This window comes from Streptomyces sp. NPDC048255 (assembly GCF_040652415.1).
In the GTDB taxonomy this organism is placed as follows: domain Bacteria; phylum Actinomycetota; class Actinomycetes; order Streptomycetales; family Streptomycetaceae; genus Streptomyces.
This window is the reverse complement of the sequence record NZ_JBEZMA010000005.1, coordinates 116,355-133,727: the sequence shown is the minus strand read 5'-3', so window position 1 is coordinate 133,727 and position 17,373 is coordinate 116,355. Positions and strand designations below refer to the sequence as shown.

13 protein-coding genes and 2 pseudogenes are annotated in these 17,373 nt (G+C 71.7%); 2 read left to right on the top strand and 13 right to left on the bottom strand.

Annotated elements, in window-relative coordinates:
* Positions 1 to 212: 212 nt before the first annotated feature.
* The 7 genes from topA to bldG all read right to left on the bottom strand — a co-directional run bounded on the left by topA (position 213) and on the right by bldG (position 9,864).
* The gene (gene topA / locus AB0D94_RS07170; protein ID WP_362046815.1) at positions 213 to 3,032 is read right to left on the bottom strand and encodes a type I DNA topoisomerase; all 2,820 of its coding nucleotides are present in this window, start codon (positions 3,030 to 3,032) and stop codon (positions 213 to 215) included.
* A 289-nt stretch (positions 3,033 to 3,321) separates the two neighbouring features.
* The gene (locus AB0D94_RS07165) at positions 3,322 to 3,519 is read right to left on the bottom strand and encodes a hypothetical protein (RefSeq protein WP_362046812.1); all 198 of its coding nucleotides are present in this window, start codon (positions 3,517 to 3,519) and stop codon (positions 3,322 to 3,324) included.
* Positions 3,520 to 3,651: 132 nt separating this feature from the next.
* On the bottom strand, positions 3,652 to 5,187 hold the full coding sequence (locus AB0D94_RS07160; RefSeq protein ID WP_362046809.1) for a methyltransferase: 1,536 nt from the start codon (positions 5,185 to 5,187) through the stop codon (positions 3,652 to 3,654).
* A 406-nt stretch (positions 5,188 to 5,593) separates the two neighbouring features.
* Positions 5,594 to 6,160 (bottom strand): small secreted protein, encoded by a 567-nt coding sequence (locus AB0D94_RS07155; RefSeq protein ID WP_362046806.1) that lies wholly within the window; start codon positions 6,158 to 6,160, stop codon positions 5,594 to 5,596.
* 161 nt (positions 6,161 to 6,321) lie between these two features.
* Positions 6,322 to 8,724 carry a sodium-translocating pyrophosphatase gene (locus tag AB0D94_RS07150; protein WP_362046803.1) on the bottom strand — a complete coding sequence of 801 codons (2,403 nt, stop codon included), beginning with the start codon at positions 8,722 to 8,724 and terminating at the stop codon, positions 6,322 to 6,324.
* A 256-nt stretch (positions 8,725 to 8,980) separates the two neighbouring features.
* Positions 8,981 to 9,421, bottom strand: coding sequence for an ATP-binding protein (locus AB0D94_RS07145; RefSeq protein ID WP_362046800.1), 441 nt, complete (start codon positions 9,419 to 9,421; stop codon positions 8,981 to 8,983).
* Positions 9,422 to 9,522: 101 nt separating this feature from the next.
* Positions 9,523 to 9,864 carry an anti-sigma factor antagonist BldG gene (bldG, locus tag AB0D94_RS07140; RefSeq protein WP_362046797.1) on the bottom strand — a complete coding sequence of 114 codons (342 nt, stop codon included), beginning with the start codon at positions 9,862 to 9,864 and terminating at the stop codon, positions 9,523 to 9,525.
* Between the two features lie 81 nt (positions 9,865 to 9,945).
* Between bldG and AB0D94_RS07135 the strand changes: the two genes are divergently transcribed.
* Entirely contained in the window at positions 9,946 to 12,417 is a 2,472-nt protein-coding gene (locus tag AB0D94_RS07135) for a DEAD/DEAH box helicase (protein WP_362046794.1), read from the top strand.
* A gap of 62 nt (positions 12,418 to 12,479) precedes the next feature.
* Here AB0D94_RS07135 and AB0D94_RS07130 read toward each other — a convergent pair.
* From AB0D94_RS07130 to AB0D94_RS07105, 6 genes and pseudogenes are all read right to left on the bottom strand, one after another.
* Positions 12,480 to 12,788, bottom strand: a pseudogene (locus AB0D94_RS07130) (Rv3654c family TadE-like protein); the annotation flags it as partial.
* Positions 12,785 to 13,162, bottom strand: coding sequence for a TadE family type IV pilus minor pilin (locus AB0D94_RS07125; RefSeq protein WP_362046792.1), 378 nt, complete (start codon positions 13,160 to 13,162; stop codon positions 12,785 to 12,787). The gene AB0D94_RS07125 and the pseudogene AB0D94_RS07130, both read right to left, overlap by 4 nt.
* Positions 13,149 to 13,346 (bottom strand): DUF4244 domain-containing protein, encoded by a 198-nt coding sequence (locus AB0D94_RS07120; protein WP_362046789.1) that lies wholly within the window; start codon positions 13,344 to 13,346, stop codon positions 13,149 to 13,151. The genes AB0D94_RS07125 and AB0D94_RS07120 overlap by 14 nt, the downstream gene beginning before the upstream one ends.
* A 61-nt stretch (positions 13,347 to 13,407) precedes the next feature.
* Entirely contained in the window at positions 13,408 to 14,187 is a 780-nt protein-coding gene (locus AB0D94_RS07115) for a type II secretion system F family protein (RefSeq protein WP_362046786.1), read from the bottom strand.
* Positions 14,187 to 15,077, bottom strand: coding sequence for a type II secretion system F family protein (locus tag AB0D94_RS07110; protein ID WP_362046782.1), 891 nt, complete (start codon positions 15,075 to 15,077; stop codon positions 14,187 to 14,189). Before AB0D94_RS07110 ends, AB0D94_RS07115 begins: the two co-directional genes overlap by 1 nt.
* Positions 15,074 to 15,658, bottom strand: a pseudogene (locus AB0D94_RS07105) (ATPase, T2SS/T4P/T4SS family); the annotation flags it as partial. The pseudogene AB0D94_RS07105 and the gene AB0D94_RS07110, both read right to left, overlap by 4 nt.
* A 61-nt stretch (positions 15,659 to 15,719) precedes the next feature.
* On the opposite strand from AB0D94_RS07105, the gene AB0D94_RS07100 reads away from it, so the two are divergent.
* Complete coding sequence (locus AB0D94_RS07100) at positions 15,720 to 17,348, top strand: recombinase family protein (protein WP_362046779.1); 1,629 nt, start codon at positions 15,720 to 15,722, stop codon at positions 17,346 to 17,348.
* Positions 17,349 to 17,373 lie beyond the last annotated feature (25 nt).

The following is a 17,373-nucleotide window of genomic DNA, read 5'->3' as shown; positions in this document are numbered from 1 at the left end:
CCAGCCTATCCGCTGCGCTTGGCGGGTGCGGAGGCCTGTGGACAACCCCGGGTGTGACCCCGGACCCAACTTTCCGGGGCCCGGCCCCGCGGCCCCGGTGCGGCGCCGTTGCGGGGGCTCTGCCCCGAGCCCCCGCGCCTCAGGCGCCGCCGGGGCTGAACAGGCCAGGGCCCGTGCGAAGCGCACGGGCCCTGGCCAAGACCTGCCGGAGGCTACTCGTCCGCCGGGGCGGCAGCCGTCTTCTTCGCCGCCGTCTTCTTGGCCGTGGTCTTCTTCGCGGCCGTGGCGGTCTTCTTGGCCGCCGTCGTCTTCTTCGCGGCAGCGGTCTTCGCCGCCGTCGCCTTCTTCGCCGGGGCCTTCTTGGCGGGGGCCTTCTTCGCCGTCTTCTTGGCCGGGCCCTTCGCCCGCTTCTCCGCGAGCAGCTCGTAGCCCCGCTCGGGCGTGATCGTCTCGACGTCGTCGTCCCGCCGCAGCGTCGCGTTCGTCTCGCCGTCCGTCACGTACGGCCCGAAGCGGCCGTCCTTGACCACCACCGGCTTCTCGCTCACCGGGTCGGTGCCCAGTTCCTTCAGCGGCGGCTTGGCCGCGGCCCGGCCGCGCTGCTTGGGCTGCGCGTAGATCGCCAGGGCCTCGTCCAGCGTGATCGAGAAGAGCTGGTCCTCGGTCTCCAGGGACCGCGAGTCCGTGCCCTTCTTCAGGTACGGGCCGTAGCGGCCGTTCTGGGCCGTGATCTCCACGCCCTCCGCGTCCGCGCCGACCACGCGGGGCAGCGACATCAGCTTGAGCGCGTCGTCGAGGGTGACCGTGTCCAGGGTCATCGACTTGAAGAGCGAGGCCGTCCGCGGCTTGACCGCGTTCTTGCCCGTCTTCGGCGTGCCCTCGGGGAGGATCTCCGTCACGTACGGGCCGTAGCGGCCGTCCTTGGCGACGATCTCGTTCCCGCTGACCGGGTCCTTGCCGAGCTCGAACTCGCCGCTCGGCTTCGCGAACAGCTCCTCCGCGTACTCGACCGTCAGCTCGTCCGGAGCCATGTCGTCCGGTACGTCGGCCCGCTGGTGGCCCTCCGCCTCCTTCTCGCCGCGCTCCACGTACGGCCCGTAGCGGCCGACGCGCAGGACGATGCCCTCGCCGACCGGGAAGGAGGAGATCTCCCGGGCGTCGATCGCGCCCAGGTCCGTGACCAGCTCCTTCAGGCCGCCGAGCGCGTCACCGTCGGCCGGTACGACCTCCGAGGCATCCTCCGCGCCGAAGTAGAACCGCTTCAGCCACGGCACGGACTGGGCCTCGCCCCGCGCGATGCGGTCGAGGTCGTCCTCCATCTTCGCGGTGAAGTCGTAGTCGACGAGCCGGCCGAAGTGCGTCTCCAGCAGGTTCACCACGGCGAACGACAGGAAGGACGGCACCAGGGCCGTGCCCTTCTTGAAGACGTACCCGCGGTCCAGGATCGTGCCGATGATCGACGCGTACGTCGACGGGCGGCCGATCTCGCGCTCTTCGAGCTCCTTGACCAGCGAGGCCTCGGTGTACCGGGCCGGCGGCTTCGTCGAGTGCCCGTCCGCCGTGATCTCCTCGGCGGCGAGCGCGTCGCCCTCCGCGACCTGCGGCAGGCGCTTCTCGCGGTCGTCGAGCTCCGCGTTCGGGTCGTCCGCGCCCTCGACGTAGGCCTTCATGAAGCCGTGGAAGGTGATCGTCTTGCCGGAGGCGGTGAATTCCGCGTCCCGGCCGTCCGAGGCGCGTCCGCCGATCTTCACGGTGACGGAGTTGCCGACCGCGTCCTTCATCTGGGAGGCGACGGTCCGCTTCCAGATCAGCTCGTAGAGGCGGAACTGGTCGCCGGTCAGACCCGTCTCGGCCGGGGTGCGGAAACGATCACCCGAGGGACGGATCGCCTCGTGCGCCTCCTGGGCGTTCTTGACCTTGGCCGCGTAGACGCGCGGCTTCTCCGGCAGGTAGTCGGCGCCGTACAGCTGCGTGACCTGCGCCCGGGCCGCCGACACAGCGGTGTCGGACAGGGTCGTGGAGTCCGTACGCATGTAGGTGATGAAGCCGTTCTCGTACAGCTTCTGCGCCACCTGCATGGTCGCCTTCGCACCGAAGCCCAGCTTGCGCGAGGCCTCCTGCTGGAGCGTCGTCGTACGGAACGGGGCATACGGGGAGCGGCGGTACGGCTTGGACTCGACCGACCGGACGGCGAAGGACGCGCCCTGGAGGGCGGCAGCCAGGGCCCGGGCGTTCGCCTCGTCGAGGTGCAGCACCTCGCTCTTGAGCTGCCCGTTCGAGCCGAAGTCGCGGCCCTGGGCGACGCGCTTGCCGTCCACCGTGTTCAGGCGGGCGACCAGCGTGGACGGGTCGGAGGCGTCACCGGCGCGGCCGGTGGAGAAGGTTCCGGTCAGGTCCCAGTACTCGGCGGAACGGAAGGCGATGCGCTCGCGCTCCCGCTCGACGACGAGGCGGGTGGCCACCGACTGGACGCGCCCGGCCGACAGCCGCGGCATGACCTTCTTCCACAGGACCGGCGAGACCTCGTAGCCGTACAGGCGGTCGAGGATGCGGCGGGTCTCCTGCGCGTCGACCATGCGCTGGTTCAGCTCGCGCGGGTTGGCGACGGCGTCGCGGATCGCGTCCTTGGTGATCTCGTGGAAGACCATCCGGTGGACGGGGACCTTGGGCTTGAGGACTTCCTGCAGGTGCCACGCGATGGCTTCGCCCTCGCGGTCCTCATCGGTGGCGAGGAAGAGTTCGTCGGACTCGGCCAGGAGCTCCTTGAGCTTCCTGACCTGGGCCTTCTTATCGGCGTTGACGACGTAGATCGGCTGGAAGTCGTGCTCGACGTCCACGCCGAGACGGCGGACCTCGCCGGTGTACTTGTCGGGAACCTCGGCCGCGCCGTTCGGGAGGTCGCGGATGTGCCCGACGCTCGCCTCGACGACGTATCCCGGGCCGAGGTAGCCCTTGATCGTCTTCGCCTTGGCAGGGGACTCGACGATGACGAGTCGGCGGCCGCCCTTTGCGGTCTCGCTAGTCGGGGACAACTTGGCTCTTCTCTCCGGTCGGCACTCGGTCGCGATACGGCGACGCTGCGGAGTGTGACGGTACAACCCGCCCCCGTGTCAAACGGCACAAGCCCGCAACGGCCACTCGAACGGTAACCCGACAAGTGCCGTTTCTGCCGCCCGGATGCCGCGCCGGACCGTTCCCGATCACCGGGCAGGGTGGCCGGGGGGCCGTCTGGCCCCGCCCTCACCGGCCTCCGCGCACCCGCTCCCACGTGCGGTTCCCGGCCAGATGTAAGCCGGTCCTACGCCGGTCCGGGCCGCCGTGTCAGAGCCTGCCGAGGCACCACACGCCGAGGGCCAGCGAGCCCCCGCCGGCGAGGAGCGCCAGCGGTACGGCCAAGACGGGGCGCACACCTTCTGCCACCGGCGCACGGTGCAGAGCGCGCGCCCCCGTCCAGGCCAGCAGAGCGGCTCCGAACAGCAGGAACACGGTCGCCGCGAAGATCGCCGGACCGGATTCCATGCCGTTCCCCTTTTCCCCTGGGCCGCTCCCCGGATCCCCCCGGATCCAGCTGGCGAGGAGCCTGTCAGCCCTAGGGATACGGGAGCCGAACCCAGGGTTACATCATGGATTCGGCCGGCTTCCGGAGCCCGGTCACCCGCCCTGGCCGGTGTCCTGCCCGGATTCCGGAACGGGCCGGACGGGCTCCAGGAAGCCCTGCTCGACCAGCATCCGGATGGCCTCCGGCGTCCGGTCGCGCAGGACGACCGGATCCTCCTGCACCAGCTGGGCGATCGCGTCCAGGATCCGGCCCGCGCTGAGTGAGCCGTCACACACTCCGGCGAAGCCCGCGCCGACCGTGTCGACCTTGGTGGCGCGCCGCATCCCGCGGTGCTGCCGCAGGACGACGTGTTCCGGATCCTCCGCGCCGGGCGCGCCGACCTGCTCCTGGACCACTTCCGCACTGAGCAGGAAGTACCCCTCCAGCAGGGCGGCGTCATCGTGCTCCCGCAGGTAGTCCTGGCGGGCGAAGTGGGCCAGTACGGTCTCGCCGAGCGGCTGCTCCACCGAGTGCGGCCATTCCTCGATCACGATCGAGGGCTCGGCCGCGTCCGTCCGGCGCAGGGTGATCCAGCCGAAGCCGACGGACTTGGTCTTGCGGGCCTCGAACTCGTCCAGCCAGTCCTCGTACCGCTGGGCGTACTCGGCGGGGTCGGAGCGGTGGTCGCCCGCGTCCCGCAGCCACAGCTCCGCGTACTGCGTCACGTCCTGCACGTCACGCTGCACGATCCAGGCGTCGCAGCCGCGCGGCACCCAGGAGCGGAGCCGGTCGCGCCAGTCCTCGCCCTCCACGTGCTGCCAGTTGCCGAGGAACTGCGCGTACCCGCCCGGGTTGAGCCGCGCGCCGGCCTCCTGGACCAGGCTCCGGCACAGGTCGTCGCCGCCCATGCCGCCGTCCCGGTACGTGAGTCGGGCGCCCGGGGAGATCACGAACGGCGGGTTCGACACGATCAGGTCGTACGTCGCCTCGCCGACCGGCTCGAAGAGCGACCCGACGAGCAGCTCGGCCTCCGGCGCCCCGGACAGCGCCAGCGTCAACCGGGTGAACTCCAGGGCCCGGGGGTTGACGTCGGTGGCGGTGACCCGGGTGGCGTGCTGGGCGGCGTGCAGCGCCTGGATTCCCGAGCCCGTACCGACGTCGAGGGCGGAGCCCACCGGGGTGCGCACGGTGATCCCCGCCAGGGTGGTGGACGCCCCGCCGACCCCGAGGACCACGCCCTCCTCGCGGCTGCCGATCCCGCCGGCCCCGCCGACGGCGCAGCCGAGGTCCGAGACGATGAACCAGTCCTCGCCGTCGGGACCGCCGTACGGGCGCACGTCGACGGTGGCGTGCACCTCGTCGCCCTCGCGCCGCAGCCAGCCGTCGGCGAGCGCCTGCTCGACGGGCAGCGCGGCCCGGGCGTGCACGTACGGCACGGGCTGCTGGAGCAGGAACAGCCGGACCAGGGCCGCGAGCGGGCCGTCTCCGCGCGTGGCGCGCAGGGCGGGCACGGTCTCGCTGCGGGCCAGCGCGGCGTAGGCGGGGGCGCCGAGCAGGTCGAGCAGCCCGTCGGCGGTGAAGCCTGCGGCGAGCAGGGCTTCGCGGAGTTCGGCGGCGTGTTCGGGCGAGGGAAGGCTGGTGGTACTCACCGGTCCATTGTGTCCGCTGGGGCCGACAATCCGTGCGCCGCGCGGGCGTCGGCGTGGGGACGGTCGCGGGCGCGGCCGCGGAGACCGGCGCGGCGCTGCTGCGAACACCGGTGCGGGCACAGGCCGACCTCCGGCCCAGGCGCAGGCCGGGCACCGTCCGACGGCGCCCGCTGCCGACAACGCCGTCGGCCCGTCACGGCTTCAGCGCGCCGTCGGCCCGTCACGGCTTTCGGCGCGCCGTCGGCCCGGCACGGCTGCGGCGCGGCGCTGTACGGCTTCGGCCCGCCGCGGCGCTGCACCGCCTCGGCGCGCACGCCCGCTCCCGGGTGTGCGGCAGGGCGGCCGCGGCCCCTTTCCGGGACCCCGGCCGCCCTGTCCGGCACGCCCTCAGCGACTCACCGCGGCACTACTTGGGCGTCGGCGACGGAGCCGTCACCTGGCAGCCCTTCTGGCTGTTCATCGCCTGCTGCAGACCACCCGCCTTGAGCTGCGAGAAGGCCTCCTTGCCACCCGCCGACGCCGCTTCGAGGCCGCTCGCCACTTCCTTGAGCCCCTCGGCGAACTTGGTCTGGTCCTTGGGGTCGAGAGCGTCCACCTTCGTCTTCAGGTCGGCGTAGCTCTTGGAGGCCGCCTCGAAGCCCTTGACCGCCTCGGCCTGGGTCGCCTCGCCGTTCTTCACCGGGGGAACTCCCGCGCTCTGCAGGGCCGTCCCCATGGTCTTGTACGACTCGGACATGGTGCCGAACGCCGCCGAATCGGCCTGCTGGACCTCCTCGGGCTTGCTGCTCTCCGACGCCACGCGCTTGATCTCCGCGTTGGCCGTCTCGATCTTCGTGAGTTCGGGCTGCCACTGGTCGCAGACCTTCTTGGCCCAGGCGTTGGCCTTCTCGTCGCTGTCGTCCCCGCCGCAGCCGGACAGGACGAGCATCAGTACCGCACCGCCCGACAACGCGGCCGCAAGCTTCTTGTTCACCGGATTGGTCCCTTCGAAGGCTCTCGGCCCGGAAGATACACGCCTGCCCTCCGGCGACGTACAAAGGCGGACGGACGGCGCGTCAGTACGCGCCGCCCGTCCGCCGTTCGGGCGTACGACCGGCCCTGCCCGGCCCCGCCCGCACCCCGGTCGGACCGGGGTCAGGAGACCGTCGCGGGGTCGGCCGGCTGGGCCACCCGCTCGGCGGCTCCGCCTTCGCTCTCGTCCCCGACCGCGATGCCGCGGCGCTTGGACACGTACACCGAGCCGACGATGACGGTGATCGCGAGGACCGCGACGACCGCCCGTACGGCCGGGTTGGCGTCGTCGCCGTAGCTGAACTGCACGACGGCCGGGGCGATCAGCAGTGCCACCAGGTTCATGACCTTCAGCAGCGGGTTGATCGCCGGACCGGCGGTGTCCTTGAACGGGTCGCCGACCGTGTCCCCGATGACGACCGCGGCGTGGGCCTCGCTGCCCTTGCCGCCGTGGTGGCCGTCCTCGACGAGCTTCTTCGCGTTGTCCCACGCACCACCGGAGTTGGCGAGGAAGACCGCCATCAGGGTGCCCGTGCCGATGGCGCCGGCCAGGAAGGAGCCGAGGGCGCCGACGCCGAGGGAGAAGCCCACCGCGATCGGGGTGAGGACGGCGAGCAGGCCTGGCGTGGCGAGCTCGCGCAGCGCGTCCTTGGTGCAGATGTCGACGACGCGCCCGTACTCGGGCTTCTCGCTGTAGTCCATGATCCCGGGGTGCTCGCGGAACTGGCGGCGCACCTCGTAGACCACGGCGCCCGCGGAGCGGGAGACCGCGTTGATGGCGAGGCCGGAGAACAGGAACACGACGGCCGCGCCCAGGATCAGCCCGACCAGGTTGTTGGGCTGCGCGATGTCCAGGCTGAGGTTCATCTCCCCGGCCTTGGCGCCGACTTCCCTGACCGCGGTCGCGATGGCGTCGTTGTACGAGCCGAAGAGCGCGGCCGCGGCGAGCACGGCCGTGGCGATGGCGATGCCCTTCGTGATGGCCTTGGTGGTGTTGCCGACGGCGTCCAGGTCGGTCAGGACCTGGGCCCCGGCGCCCTCGACGTCGCCGGACATCTCGGCGATGCCCTGGGCGTTGTCGGAGACGGGCCCGAAGGTGTCCATGGCGACGATGACGCCGACGGTGGTGAGCAGACCGGTGCCGGCCAGGGCCACCGCGAACAGGGCGAGCATGATCGACGTGCCGCCGAGCAGGAACGCCCCGTAGACGCCGAGGCCGATGAGCAGCGCCGTGTAGACGGCGGACTCCAGGCCGACGGAGATGCCGGCCAGGACGACGGTGGCGGCTCCGGTCAGGGAGGACTTGCCGATGTCGCGGACGGGGCGGCGGTTGGTCTCGGTGAAGTAGCCGGTCAGCTGCTGGATCAGGGCCGCGAGCACGATGCCGATGGCGACGGCGACGACGGCCAGCACGCGCGGGTCGCCGGGGTGGTTGGCGATCGCGGCGTCCTCGACGCCGACGAGCTCCTTGTAGGTGCCCGGCAGGTAGGCGTAGACGGCGATCCCGACCAGCACCAGGGAGATCACGGCGGAGATGAAGAAACCGCGGTTGATGGCGGTCATTCCGCTGCGGTCGCTGCGGCGCGGGGAGACCGCGAAGATGCCGATCATGGCGGTGACGACCCCGATGGCGGGGACGATCAGCGGGAAGGCCAGGCCGAGGTCGCCGAAGGCGGCCTTGCCGAGGATGAGCGCGGCCACCAGGGTGACGGCGTAGGACTCGAAGAGGTCGGCCGCCATTCCGGCGCAGTCGCCGACGTTGTCGCCCACGTTGTCGGCGATGGTCGCGGCATTGCGCGGGTCGTCCTCCGGAATGCCTTGCTCGACCTTGCCGACCAGGTCGGCGCCGACGTCGGCGGCCTTGGTGAAGATGCCGCCTCCGACACGCATGAACATCGCGATCAGCGCGGCGCCGAGGCCGAAGCCCTCCAGGACCTTGGGGGCGTCGGCGGCGTAGACCAGCACGACGCAGGAGGCGCCGAGGAGGCCGAGGCCGACGGTGAACATGCCGACCACGCCGCCCGTACGGAAGGCGATCTTCATCGCCTTGTGGGAGACCTCGGTCAGGTCCTTGGCGGGCTCCCCCTCGGCGGGGGTCGCCTCGCGCGCGGCGGCGGCGACGCGCACGTTGGCGCGGACCGCGAGGCGCATGCCGATGTAGCCGGTGGCAGCTGAGAAGAGGGCGCCCACGAGGAAGAAGGCGGAACGTCCCGCCCGCTGCGTCCAGTCGTCGGCGGGGAGCAGGAAGAGCAGGAAGAAGACCACGACGGCGAAGACGCCGAGGGTCCGCAGCTGCCGGCCGAGGTAGGCGTTGGCGCCTTCCTGGACGGCTGCGGCGATCTTCTTCATGCTGTCGGTTCCCTCGTCGGCGGCGAGGACCTGGCGGACCAGGATCTGCGCGACGACGAGTGCGGCAAGTGCCACTGCCGCAATGACGATCACGATGAGCCGATTGTCATCGGTGAGTACTGCGGCTGCCAGATCCGTGGTGCGATCCGGCGCGAGAGGGGTGAAGAGCCCCGTCATTCGTCCTCCTTGACGTGATGAGCTCAAGATGTGGACGGATTGTAGGGAGCGCATCCTGATCAAAACAGTGCACAGGAAACGGAATTGGCCTGCTCTTGCTCCTCAGCAATAGATCGCGTCACTCCATTACCCCCGAAAGAAGTAATGGGGCAAAGGCATTGACGCCTGATCAAATGATCTAGGAAATGAAAAAGGCCCTGCTCAGCAGGGCCTTGATTAAGATCGGAAGATACGGCGGAATGCCGGGGCCGTGGATCTACGGAAGATCCGAGGCCCCGGAGACCGGCCAGCTCATCCGGATGGTTCCGCCCGATTCCCCGGCGGTCACCTCGACGTCGTCGACGAGCCCGCTGATGACGGCGAGGCCCATCTCGTCCTCGCCCTCGATGTCGGGGTCCAGGACGGCCTCGATGCCGGACACGGTGTCGACCGGGCCGCCGGCCGGTCCGGGAACCTCGTCGCCGACCTCGATGGAGAACACCTTCTCCTCCTCGGTCAGCACGACCCGGACGGGCGCGGTCAGCCCGTTGCTGCGATGGAGTCCGACGGCACGCGAACAGGCCTCGCCCACGGCGAGGCGAACCTCGTCGAGGACCGCTTCCTCCACGCCCGCCCGCCGCGCCACGGCGGCCGCGACCAGGCGGGCCGTCCGGACGTGTTCGGGCTGGGCGCTGAAGCGCAGTTCAACGGTGGCCATGCGCGTCCCCCTCGGACTACGGGCGTGCCTTGACAGGGGCCCGGGCCACCCGTGGCCCGGTACCCCCGCTCTGCTTGCCGGCTCCTTGCCGCCTGGAGCCGTCAGTCGGTGGCGTTGACGGCGTCTTCCACGCTGGTGTGGATCGGGAACACCTTGGTCAGACCGGTGATGCGGAAGATCTTCAGGATGCGCTCCTGGTTGCAGACCAGTCGCAGCGAACCCTCGTGCGCGCGGACGCGCTTGAGGCCTCCCACGAGCACACCGAGTCCGGTGGAGTCGAGGAAGTCCACTCGCTCCATGTCGACAACCAGGTGGTAGCTGCCGTCGTTCACCAACTCGACCAACTGCTCGCGCAGCTTGGGCGCGGTATACACATCAATCTCGCCACCGACCTCTACGACCATACGGTCGCCGACAGTGCGAGTCGACAGGGACAGGTCCACGGATCCTCCAGCACCTTGCTATCGAGCGGCGCCCCCCAGGGGCCTCCCCACCCGAAGGTAGGCGAGGGATTGGCTGCCGCGATGGCATTCAATCACTTACCGGCAGGCGCGCACGACGCCTTGGGACCATTGTCCCGCACGCCAGTGACACACTCGGTTCCAATGGCCAATACTCACCGTCCCGGTCGGCCCACGGCACCCGCGGACGCCAGACCCACCCCCGGCACGGTCCTGGACCGGTTGTCACGGGGGTCTTCCCGGGCTGCGCGCATCACCCATACGGAGCACTTGCCCCCTCGGGAGGGTCGTCATGCAGTCTGGCCCGACCGCATCCGAACGGATGTCGTAGCCGCGATTCAGGCCGCCGGGATCGACCATCCGTGGGAACACCAGGCCGCGGCCGCCGAGCACGCCCTGGACGGCGAGTCCGTGGTCGTCGCCACCGGCACCGCCTCGGGCAAGTCGCTGGCCTACCTCGCACCGCTGCTCTCCGCCCTCGCTGACGGCGCAGAGGCGCCGAACGGGCGCGGCGCCACCGCCCTGTACCTGGCCCCCACCAAGGCCCTGGCCGCCGACCAGCGGCGCGCCGTACGGGAGCTGGCGGCCCCGCTCGGCAACGCCGTCCGCCCGGCGGTCTACGACGGCGGCACGCCGGTAGAAGAACGCGAATGGGTGCGCCAGTACGCCAACTACGTCCTGACCAACCCCGACATGCTGCACCGCGGGATCCTCCCGGCCCACCCGCGCTGGTCCTCCTTCCTGCGGGCCCTGCGCTACGTCGTGATCGACGAATGCCACACCTACCGCGGAGTATTCGGCTCCCACGTGGCCCAGGTGCTTCGCCGGCTGCGGCGGCTGTGCGCCCACTACGGCTCCGAACCCGTCTTCCTGCTGGCCTCCGCCACCGCGAGCGCCCCGGCGGCGGCCGCCTCCCGGCTGACCGGGGTGCCGGTGACGGAGATCACCGACGACGCCTCGCCGCGGGGCGAGGTGGTCTTCGCCCTGTGGGAGCCCCCTCTGCTCACCGAGCTGCGGGGCGAGAAGGGCGCTCCCGTACGCCGTACGGCCACCGCGGAGACCGCCGACCTGCTGACGGACCTGGTCGTGCAGGGGGTCCGTACGGTGGCCTTCGTCCGCTCCCGGCGCGGCGCCGAGCTGATCTCCGTGATCGCCCAGGAACGGCTCGCGGCGGTGGACCGCTCGCTGGTCCGGCGGGTCGCCGCCTACCGGGGCGGCTACCTGCCCGAGGAGCGCCGGGCCCTGGAGCGGGCCCTGCACTCCGGCGAGCTGCTGGGACTGGCCGCTACGACCGCCCTGGAGCTGGGCGTGGACGTCTCGGGCCTGGACGCCGTACTGATCGCCGGGTACCCGGGCACCCGGGCCTCCCTGTGGCAGCAGGCGGGCCGCGCGGGGCGCTCGCGGCAGGGCGCCCTGGCCGTGCTGATCGCCCGGGACGACCCGCTGGACACCTACCTTGTCCACCACCCCGAAGCGCTGTTCGAGCAGCCCGTCGAGGCCACCGTCCTGGACCCGGACAACCCGTACGTCCTCGCCCCCCACCTGTGCGCGGCAGCGGCGGAGCTGCCGCTGACCGAAACGGATCTGGCTCTTTTCGGCCCCTCCGCCGACGAGCTGATCCCTCAGCTGGAGGCGGCCAGGCTGCTGCGCCGCCGGGCCACGGGCTGGCACTGGACCAGGCGGGAGCGGGCCTCGGACCTGACCGACATCCGGGGCGGCGGCGGCCGCCCGGTGCAGATCGTCGAGGCCGCGACCGGCCGGCTGCTGGGCACGGTGGAGGAATCGGCGGCCCACACCGCCGTCCACGACGGGGCGGTCCACCTCCACCAGGGCCGCACCTATCTGGTGAAACAGCTGGACCTGGAGGACGCGGTGGCGCTGGTCGAGCAGGCGGATCCGCCCTTCTCCACCACCGCACGGGACACCACCTCCATCTCCGTCCTGGAGACCGAGACCGAGATCCCGTGGGGCTCGGCCCGGCTCTGCTACGGCTCCGTCGAGGTCACCAACCAGGTCGTCTCCTATCTGCGCCGCAAGCTGATCACCGGCGAGGTGCTGGGCGAGGCCAAGCTGGACCTGCCGCCCCGCACCCTGCGCACCCGGGCCGTGTGGTGGACGGTCACCGAGGACCAGCTCGACGAGGCCCGGATCAATCCGGAGATCCTCGGCGGAGCCCTGCACGCCGCCGAGCACGCCTCCATCGGCCTGCTCCCGCTGTTCGCCACCTGCGACCGCTGGGACATCGGCGGCGTCTCCGTGCCGCTGCATCCCGACACCCTCCTGCCCACGGTCTTCGTCTACGACGGCCACCCCGGCGGCGCCGGTTTCGCCGAGCGGGCCTTCCACACGGCCCGCGCCTGGCTGACGGCGACCCGCGACGCGATCGCCGCCTGCGAGTGCGAGGCCGGCTGCCCCTCCTGCATCCAGTCGCCCAAATGCGGCAACGGCAACGAGCCCCTCCACAAGCGCGGGGCGGTCCGCCTCCTGACCCGCCTCCTCTCCGAGACCCCGCCCGTTCCCACCCCCGGATCCTGAGGCCCGAGCGCGTCCGTGGTTGAGCCCGGCGCCTGCGGCGGGGGCAGGGGCGGGCCCGCGCGGGCCCGGATCGAGGGGGTGAAGGTCCCCGCAGCGGCCCGGGCCGTCACCTCGACGGCCTCGCCCTCCACCCGGCATCCGGAGAGCACGGCGCCCTGGGCCCGGGCTACCCGCCCAGCCGTGGCACAGGCCGCCTCCGGCCCGTGGGCCCAGCTCGCCGCGGCCGCCAGGGCCGCCAGATCCGCTGCCGCCGCCGCCCGGTGCCGGGCCACGACCGCCTGCCCCAGCAGGAGCACACCGCCGAACACCGCGCCGAGCACGGTGGCCACCAGCGTCGCCCACACCGTGGCCGAACCCCGGTCCCGGCTCATGACGGCGGCCCCACGCTGTCCTCCGCCAGGGCCACCGCCTGCGCGCCGAGCCGTACGGGCAACCCGCCCGGCCCCGGCGCGGGCGCGGCCACCCGCACCCGCCACAGGTCGCCCTCCCGCTCCAGCTCCACCCGTGCCCCGGACGGGGCGGCCGCCCGGGCCGCCGCCACCGCCACCTCCGCCGGCTCCGACCGGGCCGCCGCCCGGGCACCGGCCCGGGCCGCGTCCACACACCGGATCTGCGCGGCCGCCGCCATCAGCGCCCACACCAGGAGCGCGGCGAACAGCACCAGAGCCGGAATCACCAGGGCCGCCTCCGCGGTCACATATCCCCGGTCTCCGAAGGCCCGTGACTTTCCCTCAGAACGGCACATCGAGCGCCTTCCCGATGGTCGACTGAAGGGCCGTGGCGACGACCTCACTCGTGACCACCTTGTACAGAACGGCCGCGAACGCACACGCGGCGATCGTGCCCATGGCGTATTCCGAAGTGGACATTCCCTCATCGCCACGACAGCCTCGCAGCGCGGTCCGGACACGAAACCAGATGATCCTCATGACAGCCTCCGTTGATTTCCGTTGTCGATGTACGTAGTGAATGCGCGGGGCGAATGTGGCGTCAGGGGTTCGAGAGGAGACCGGAAGCCATACCGATCACCACCGGAGCCACCCCGATCGCGAGAAAAGCGGGGAGGAAACAGAGCCCCACCGGTGCGGTGACGAGCACCGCCGCCCGCTGCGCCCGGGCGCCCGCCTGCCGGGCCCGGTCGGCCCGCAGGGCCGAAGCGAGCCGGGAGACCGGCTCCGCCGCCGGCGCACCGGTCCGGGCCGCCCGCTCCAGGCATCCGGCGAGCCCCCCGGCACCCGGTATCTCCGCCAACCTCCCCCACGCGGCTCCCGGTTCGCCTCCCAGCCGGAGCTCCGCCCCGGCCAGCGCCAGTCGCTCGCCCACCGGGCCGCCCAGTGACTCGCCGACCACCTCCGCGGCCTCCACCGGCCCCGCACCGGCCGCCAGACACGCGGCCAGCAGATCCGCGGCGAACGGCAGCTGACGCTCCGCCTCCGCCAGGTCGACCCCGGCAGGCGGGCGCGCCCTGGCCTGCCAGCGCCACACCCCGAGCGCCGCCGCGCACCCGACCGCGGCCCCGCTCACCCCGCCGATCAGCACCCAGCCCGCCAGCAGTGCCCCGGCCGGCCCTGCCCACGCGGACACCGCGCCCCGTATCCGGGAGCCGAACCCGGGCCCGCCGCCGAGTGGCTCCGTCGCGTGCAGCACTGCCTGCACCCGGCGCCAGGCGGCCCGACTCCGGACCCGGGCCGCGACCACCGACGCCACCGCCAGCACCGCCACCGCGAGGCACAGCGCCGTCCCCAGCCTGTGGACCACGAAGCCGCCCATCACCGCTCCCCCACCCGGATGATCCGCCTGCACCACAGCAGGCCCAGCGCCTCGAGCAGCACCCCCGCCAGCAGGCACCCCCACCCCATCGGGGTGTGCAGCAGCACCCGCAGCGGATCCGCCCCCAGCCCGGTACCGATCAGCAGGCCCACGAAGGGCAACAGGGCGAGCACCACCGCCGTGGACCTGGCTCCCGCCAGCTGGGCCCGCAGCGACTCCTCCCGGTCCCGCTCGGCCCGCAGGGCCCCCTCCAGCCGGTCCAGACCGGCGGCCAGGCCCGCACCGCCGTCCACCGACACCCGCCAGCAGGCGGCCATCCCGGCCAGCCCCTCCGCTCCGCGCTCCCGCGCCGCCTGGCGCAGCGCCCCCGACACGTCCCCGCCGAACGCCGCGGCGGCCAGGACACCCGCCTCGGCCGCTCCCGGCCCGCCCGGTCCTGAGACCGTCCGGCGCATCGCCGCGGTCAGTGCCTGCCCGGGCTGCGCCCCGGCCCGCAGCTCGCCCACCGCAGCCCCGCACAGGGCCACCACCTCCGCGGCCCGCGCCACCCGGGCCCGCTCCCGCTCCCGTACGCGCAGCCACCTCCTGACCAGTGGCACCGCCGCCGCACCGGCGGCCAGCGGGATCACCGACCCGCCCAGCAGCGCGAGCACCAGCCCGGCCCCGAGCGGAGCCCACTCCCGCCACCGCGCGGCCCGCACCCGTACGGCGATCACCAGCCGCTCCCAGCGCACCGGCCCGCCGGGAAGCGCCGGCGCACCCCCGGCCAGCACCACCCGGGCCCGCCGTGACACCCGGTCTCCCCCGGCCACCGTCCAGGCCGCCGCCCCGGCACACAGCACCCCGGCGAACACGGGCAGGGGCAGGGGCAGGGCCGCCCCGCCGCTCACCGAGCACCTCGCAACAGCGGCCGCAGCCGCTCCCAGCCCCGCTCCCGTACGAAGCCCCGCGCGGCCCAGCGCAGCGCCGGTACGGTCACCACCAGCCCGGCGGCGTCCCGCTCCAGCACGTGCACCTCGGCCAGCCGGCGCCGCCCCTCCCGGTCCCGGACCAGGTGGATCACCAGGGTCAGCGCGGCCGCCAACTGGCTGTGCAGGGCGGCCCGGTCGAGCCCCGCGGCCGTCCCGAGGGCCTCCAGCCGGGCCGGGACGTGGGCTGCGGCATTGGCATGGACCGTCCCACAGCCTCCTTCGTGGCCCGTGTTCAGAGCGGCCAGCAGGTCTGCGACCTCGGCGCCGCGGACCTCGCCGACCACCAGCCGGTCGGGCCGCATCCGCAGCGCCTGCCGGACGAGATCCGCCAGGGTGACCAGCCCCGCCCCCTCCTGGTTGGCCGGCCGGGTCTCCAGCCGCACCACATGCGGATGGTCGGGGCGCAGCTCGGCCGAATCCTCGGCCAGCACGATCCGCTCACCGGGGCCCACCAGCCCCAACAGGGCACTGAGCAGGGTGGTCTTGCCCGTGCCCGTCCCTACGTAGACTCCCTAAAGAACACACGTACGGGAGAGCGACACTGTGGCCATGCTCAGAGCTGTGACCAGCAAGGTTCTTCGACTGATCTTGTACATCCGGGTGTCTACCGCCCGAGAAGACATGATCAGCCCCGACCTTCAAGAGCACACGGGCCGCAAGCATGCCGCCGATATCGGCGCCGTCATCGTGGACGTGGTCTATGACCTTGATCTGTCTGGCGGGGACTTCGCCAAGCGCAAGATCGGCTCCATCATCGCCCGTGTCTCCAACGACGAGGCTGACGGCGTGCTGGTCTATCGGTGGGACCGCTTCGGCCGGAACATCGAACTGTCCCTGACCAACATCCGAATGCTGGAGGGCATGGGCGGCGTAGCGAAGTCCGCGACGGAGCACTTCGACACGAAGACCGCCGCCGGCCGTTTCGCCCGGACGAACATGCTTGGGGTCGCGGAGCTGCAACGGGAGCAGATCGGCGAGAACTGGATGAGCACCCACGCCAACCGGCTACGGCGTGGCTTGCCACATCACGGGGCGCCGAGGTTCGGCTACTGGTACTGCGACACATGTCCGATGCCGGAGCCCCGATCCCCGAACGGGGTCCGCCGGGAGCGGAAACAGCGCCAAACCTGCGAGAAGTGCAAGTCCGGCATCCAGATACCCAGACCCGCCTACGGCGAGGCACTCGCGTACGGCTTTGAGGAGTACGCGGATGGGAAGCCGCTGACCAAGACCGCGCATGAGATCAAGCTGGAAGGTATCCGCTCCTACTCCGGCGGGATCATGTCTGCGCAGGACCTCATGGGGGTCATGGACACGGGGTTCGGTGCGGGGTACTTGCGGGTCACTCCCACGGCGCAGAGCTGGGCAGACGAGTTGCCGGAGTCTTCAGTCGAGCCCATCGGCATCCTGAAGATCGATCGTTTTCTATGGCTCCCCGGCGCCCATAGGCAAGTGATCAAGAACGAGGACGTCTGGAACGCTTACCTGGAGCGACGCCAGGCCGGAACGCGTATCGCCTCACACAAGACCAAGGCGAAGTACCCGGCCAGCGGTCTGGTTGTCTGTATCGACTGTGGTGACGGGAGTGGTTGCCCGATGCGCGCTGGCAGCTCACGCGGTGCGGGTGGCGGGAAGTACCTGACGTGGCGATGCCGTGGGATCGACACCGGCGAGTGCAACCACTCCAACGCCAGCCGCGAAGTCGTTGACAGCGTGATCGTCGAATGGCTCCAGGAGCGGGCGAACGGCGACGGCACCGCGCGCGCAATGGCAGAGGCGGCTGTTGCGGCGAAGAAGGAGCAGCCGGATACCACCGCGGATTGGGAAGCTCAGATCGCCCGCTTGAAGCTCCAGAAGAAAAACCTCGTGCGCATGCGGGCCGCCGACGAGATCGACCAGGCGGAGTTCAGCGAGCAGCGTGACGAGATCGCGCAGGAGATCCGTGATGCCGAGGCCAAGGTGACGAGGGCCAGGAACCGCAAGCCGCCGACCGTGCCCAAGCGGGAGGTCTTCCAGGGCCTCATGCAGGAGTGGGAGTACATGGATGACGACACCAAGCGGGCCGCGCTCAAGAAGGTCATTTGGCGTGTGACAGCCGAGCGCGGCGAGTTCCACGACAGGAGCCGGTACAAGGTCATCCCCATGTGGGAGCGGCCCGAGCCGGAAGACGAGGGGCCTAGATCCGCGTGACCCTGCACTGTGCCGCCCCCGGCTG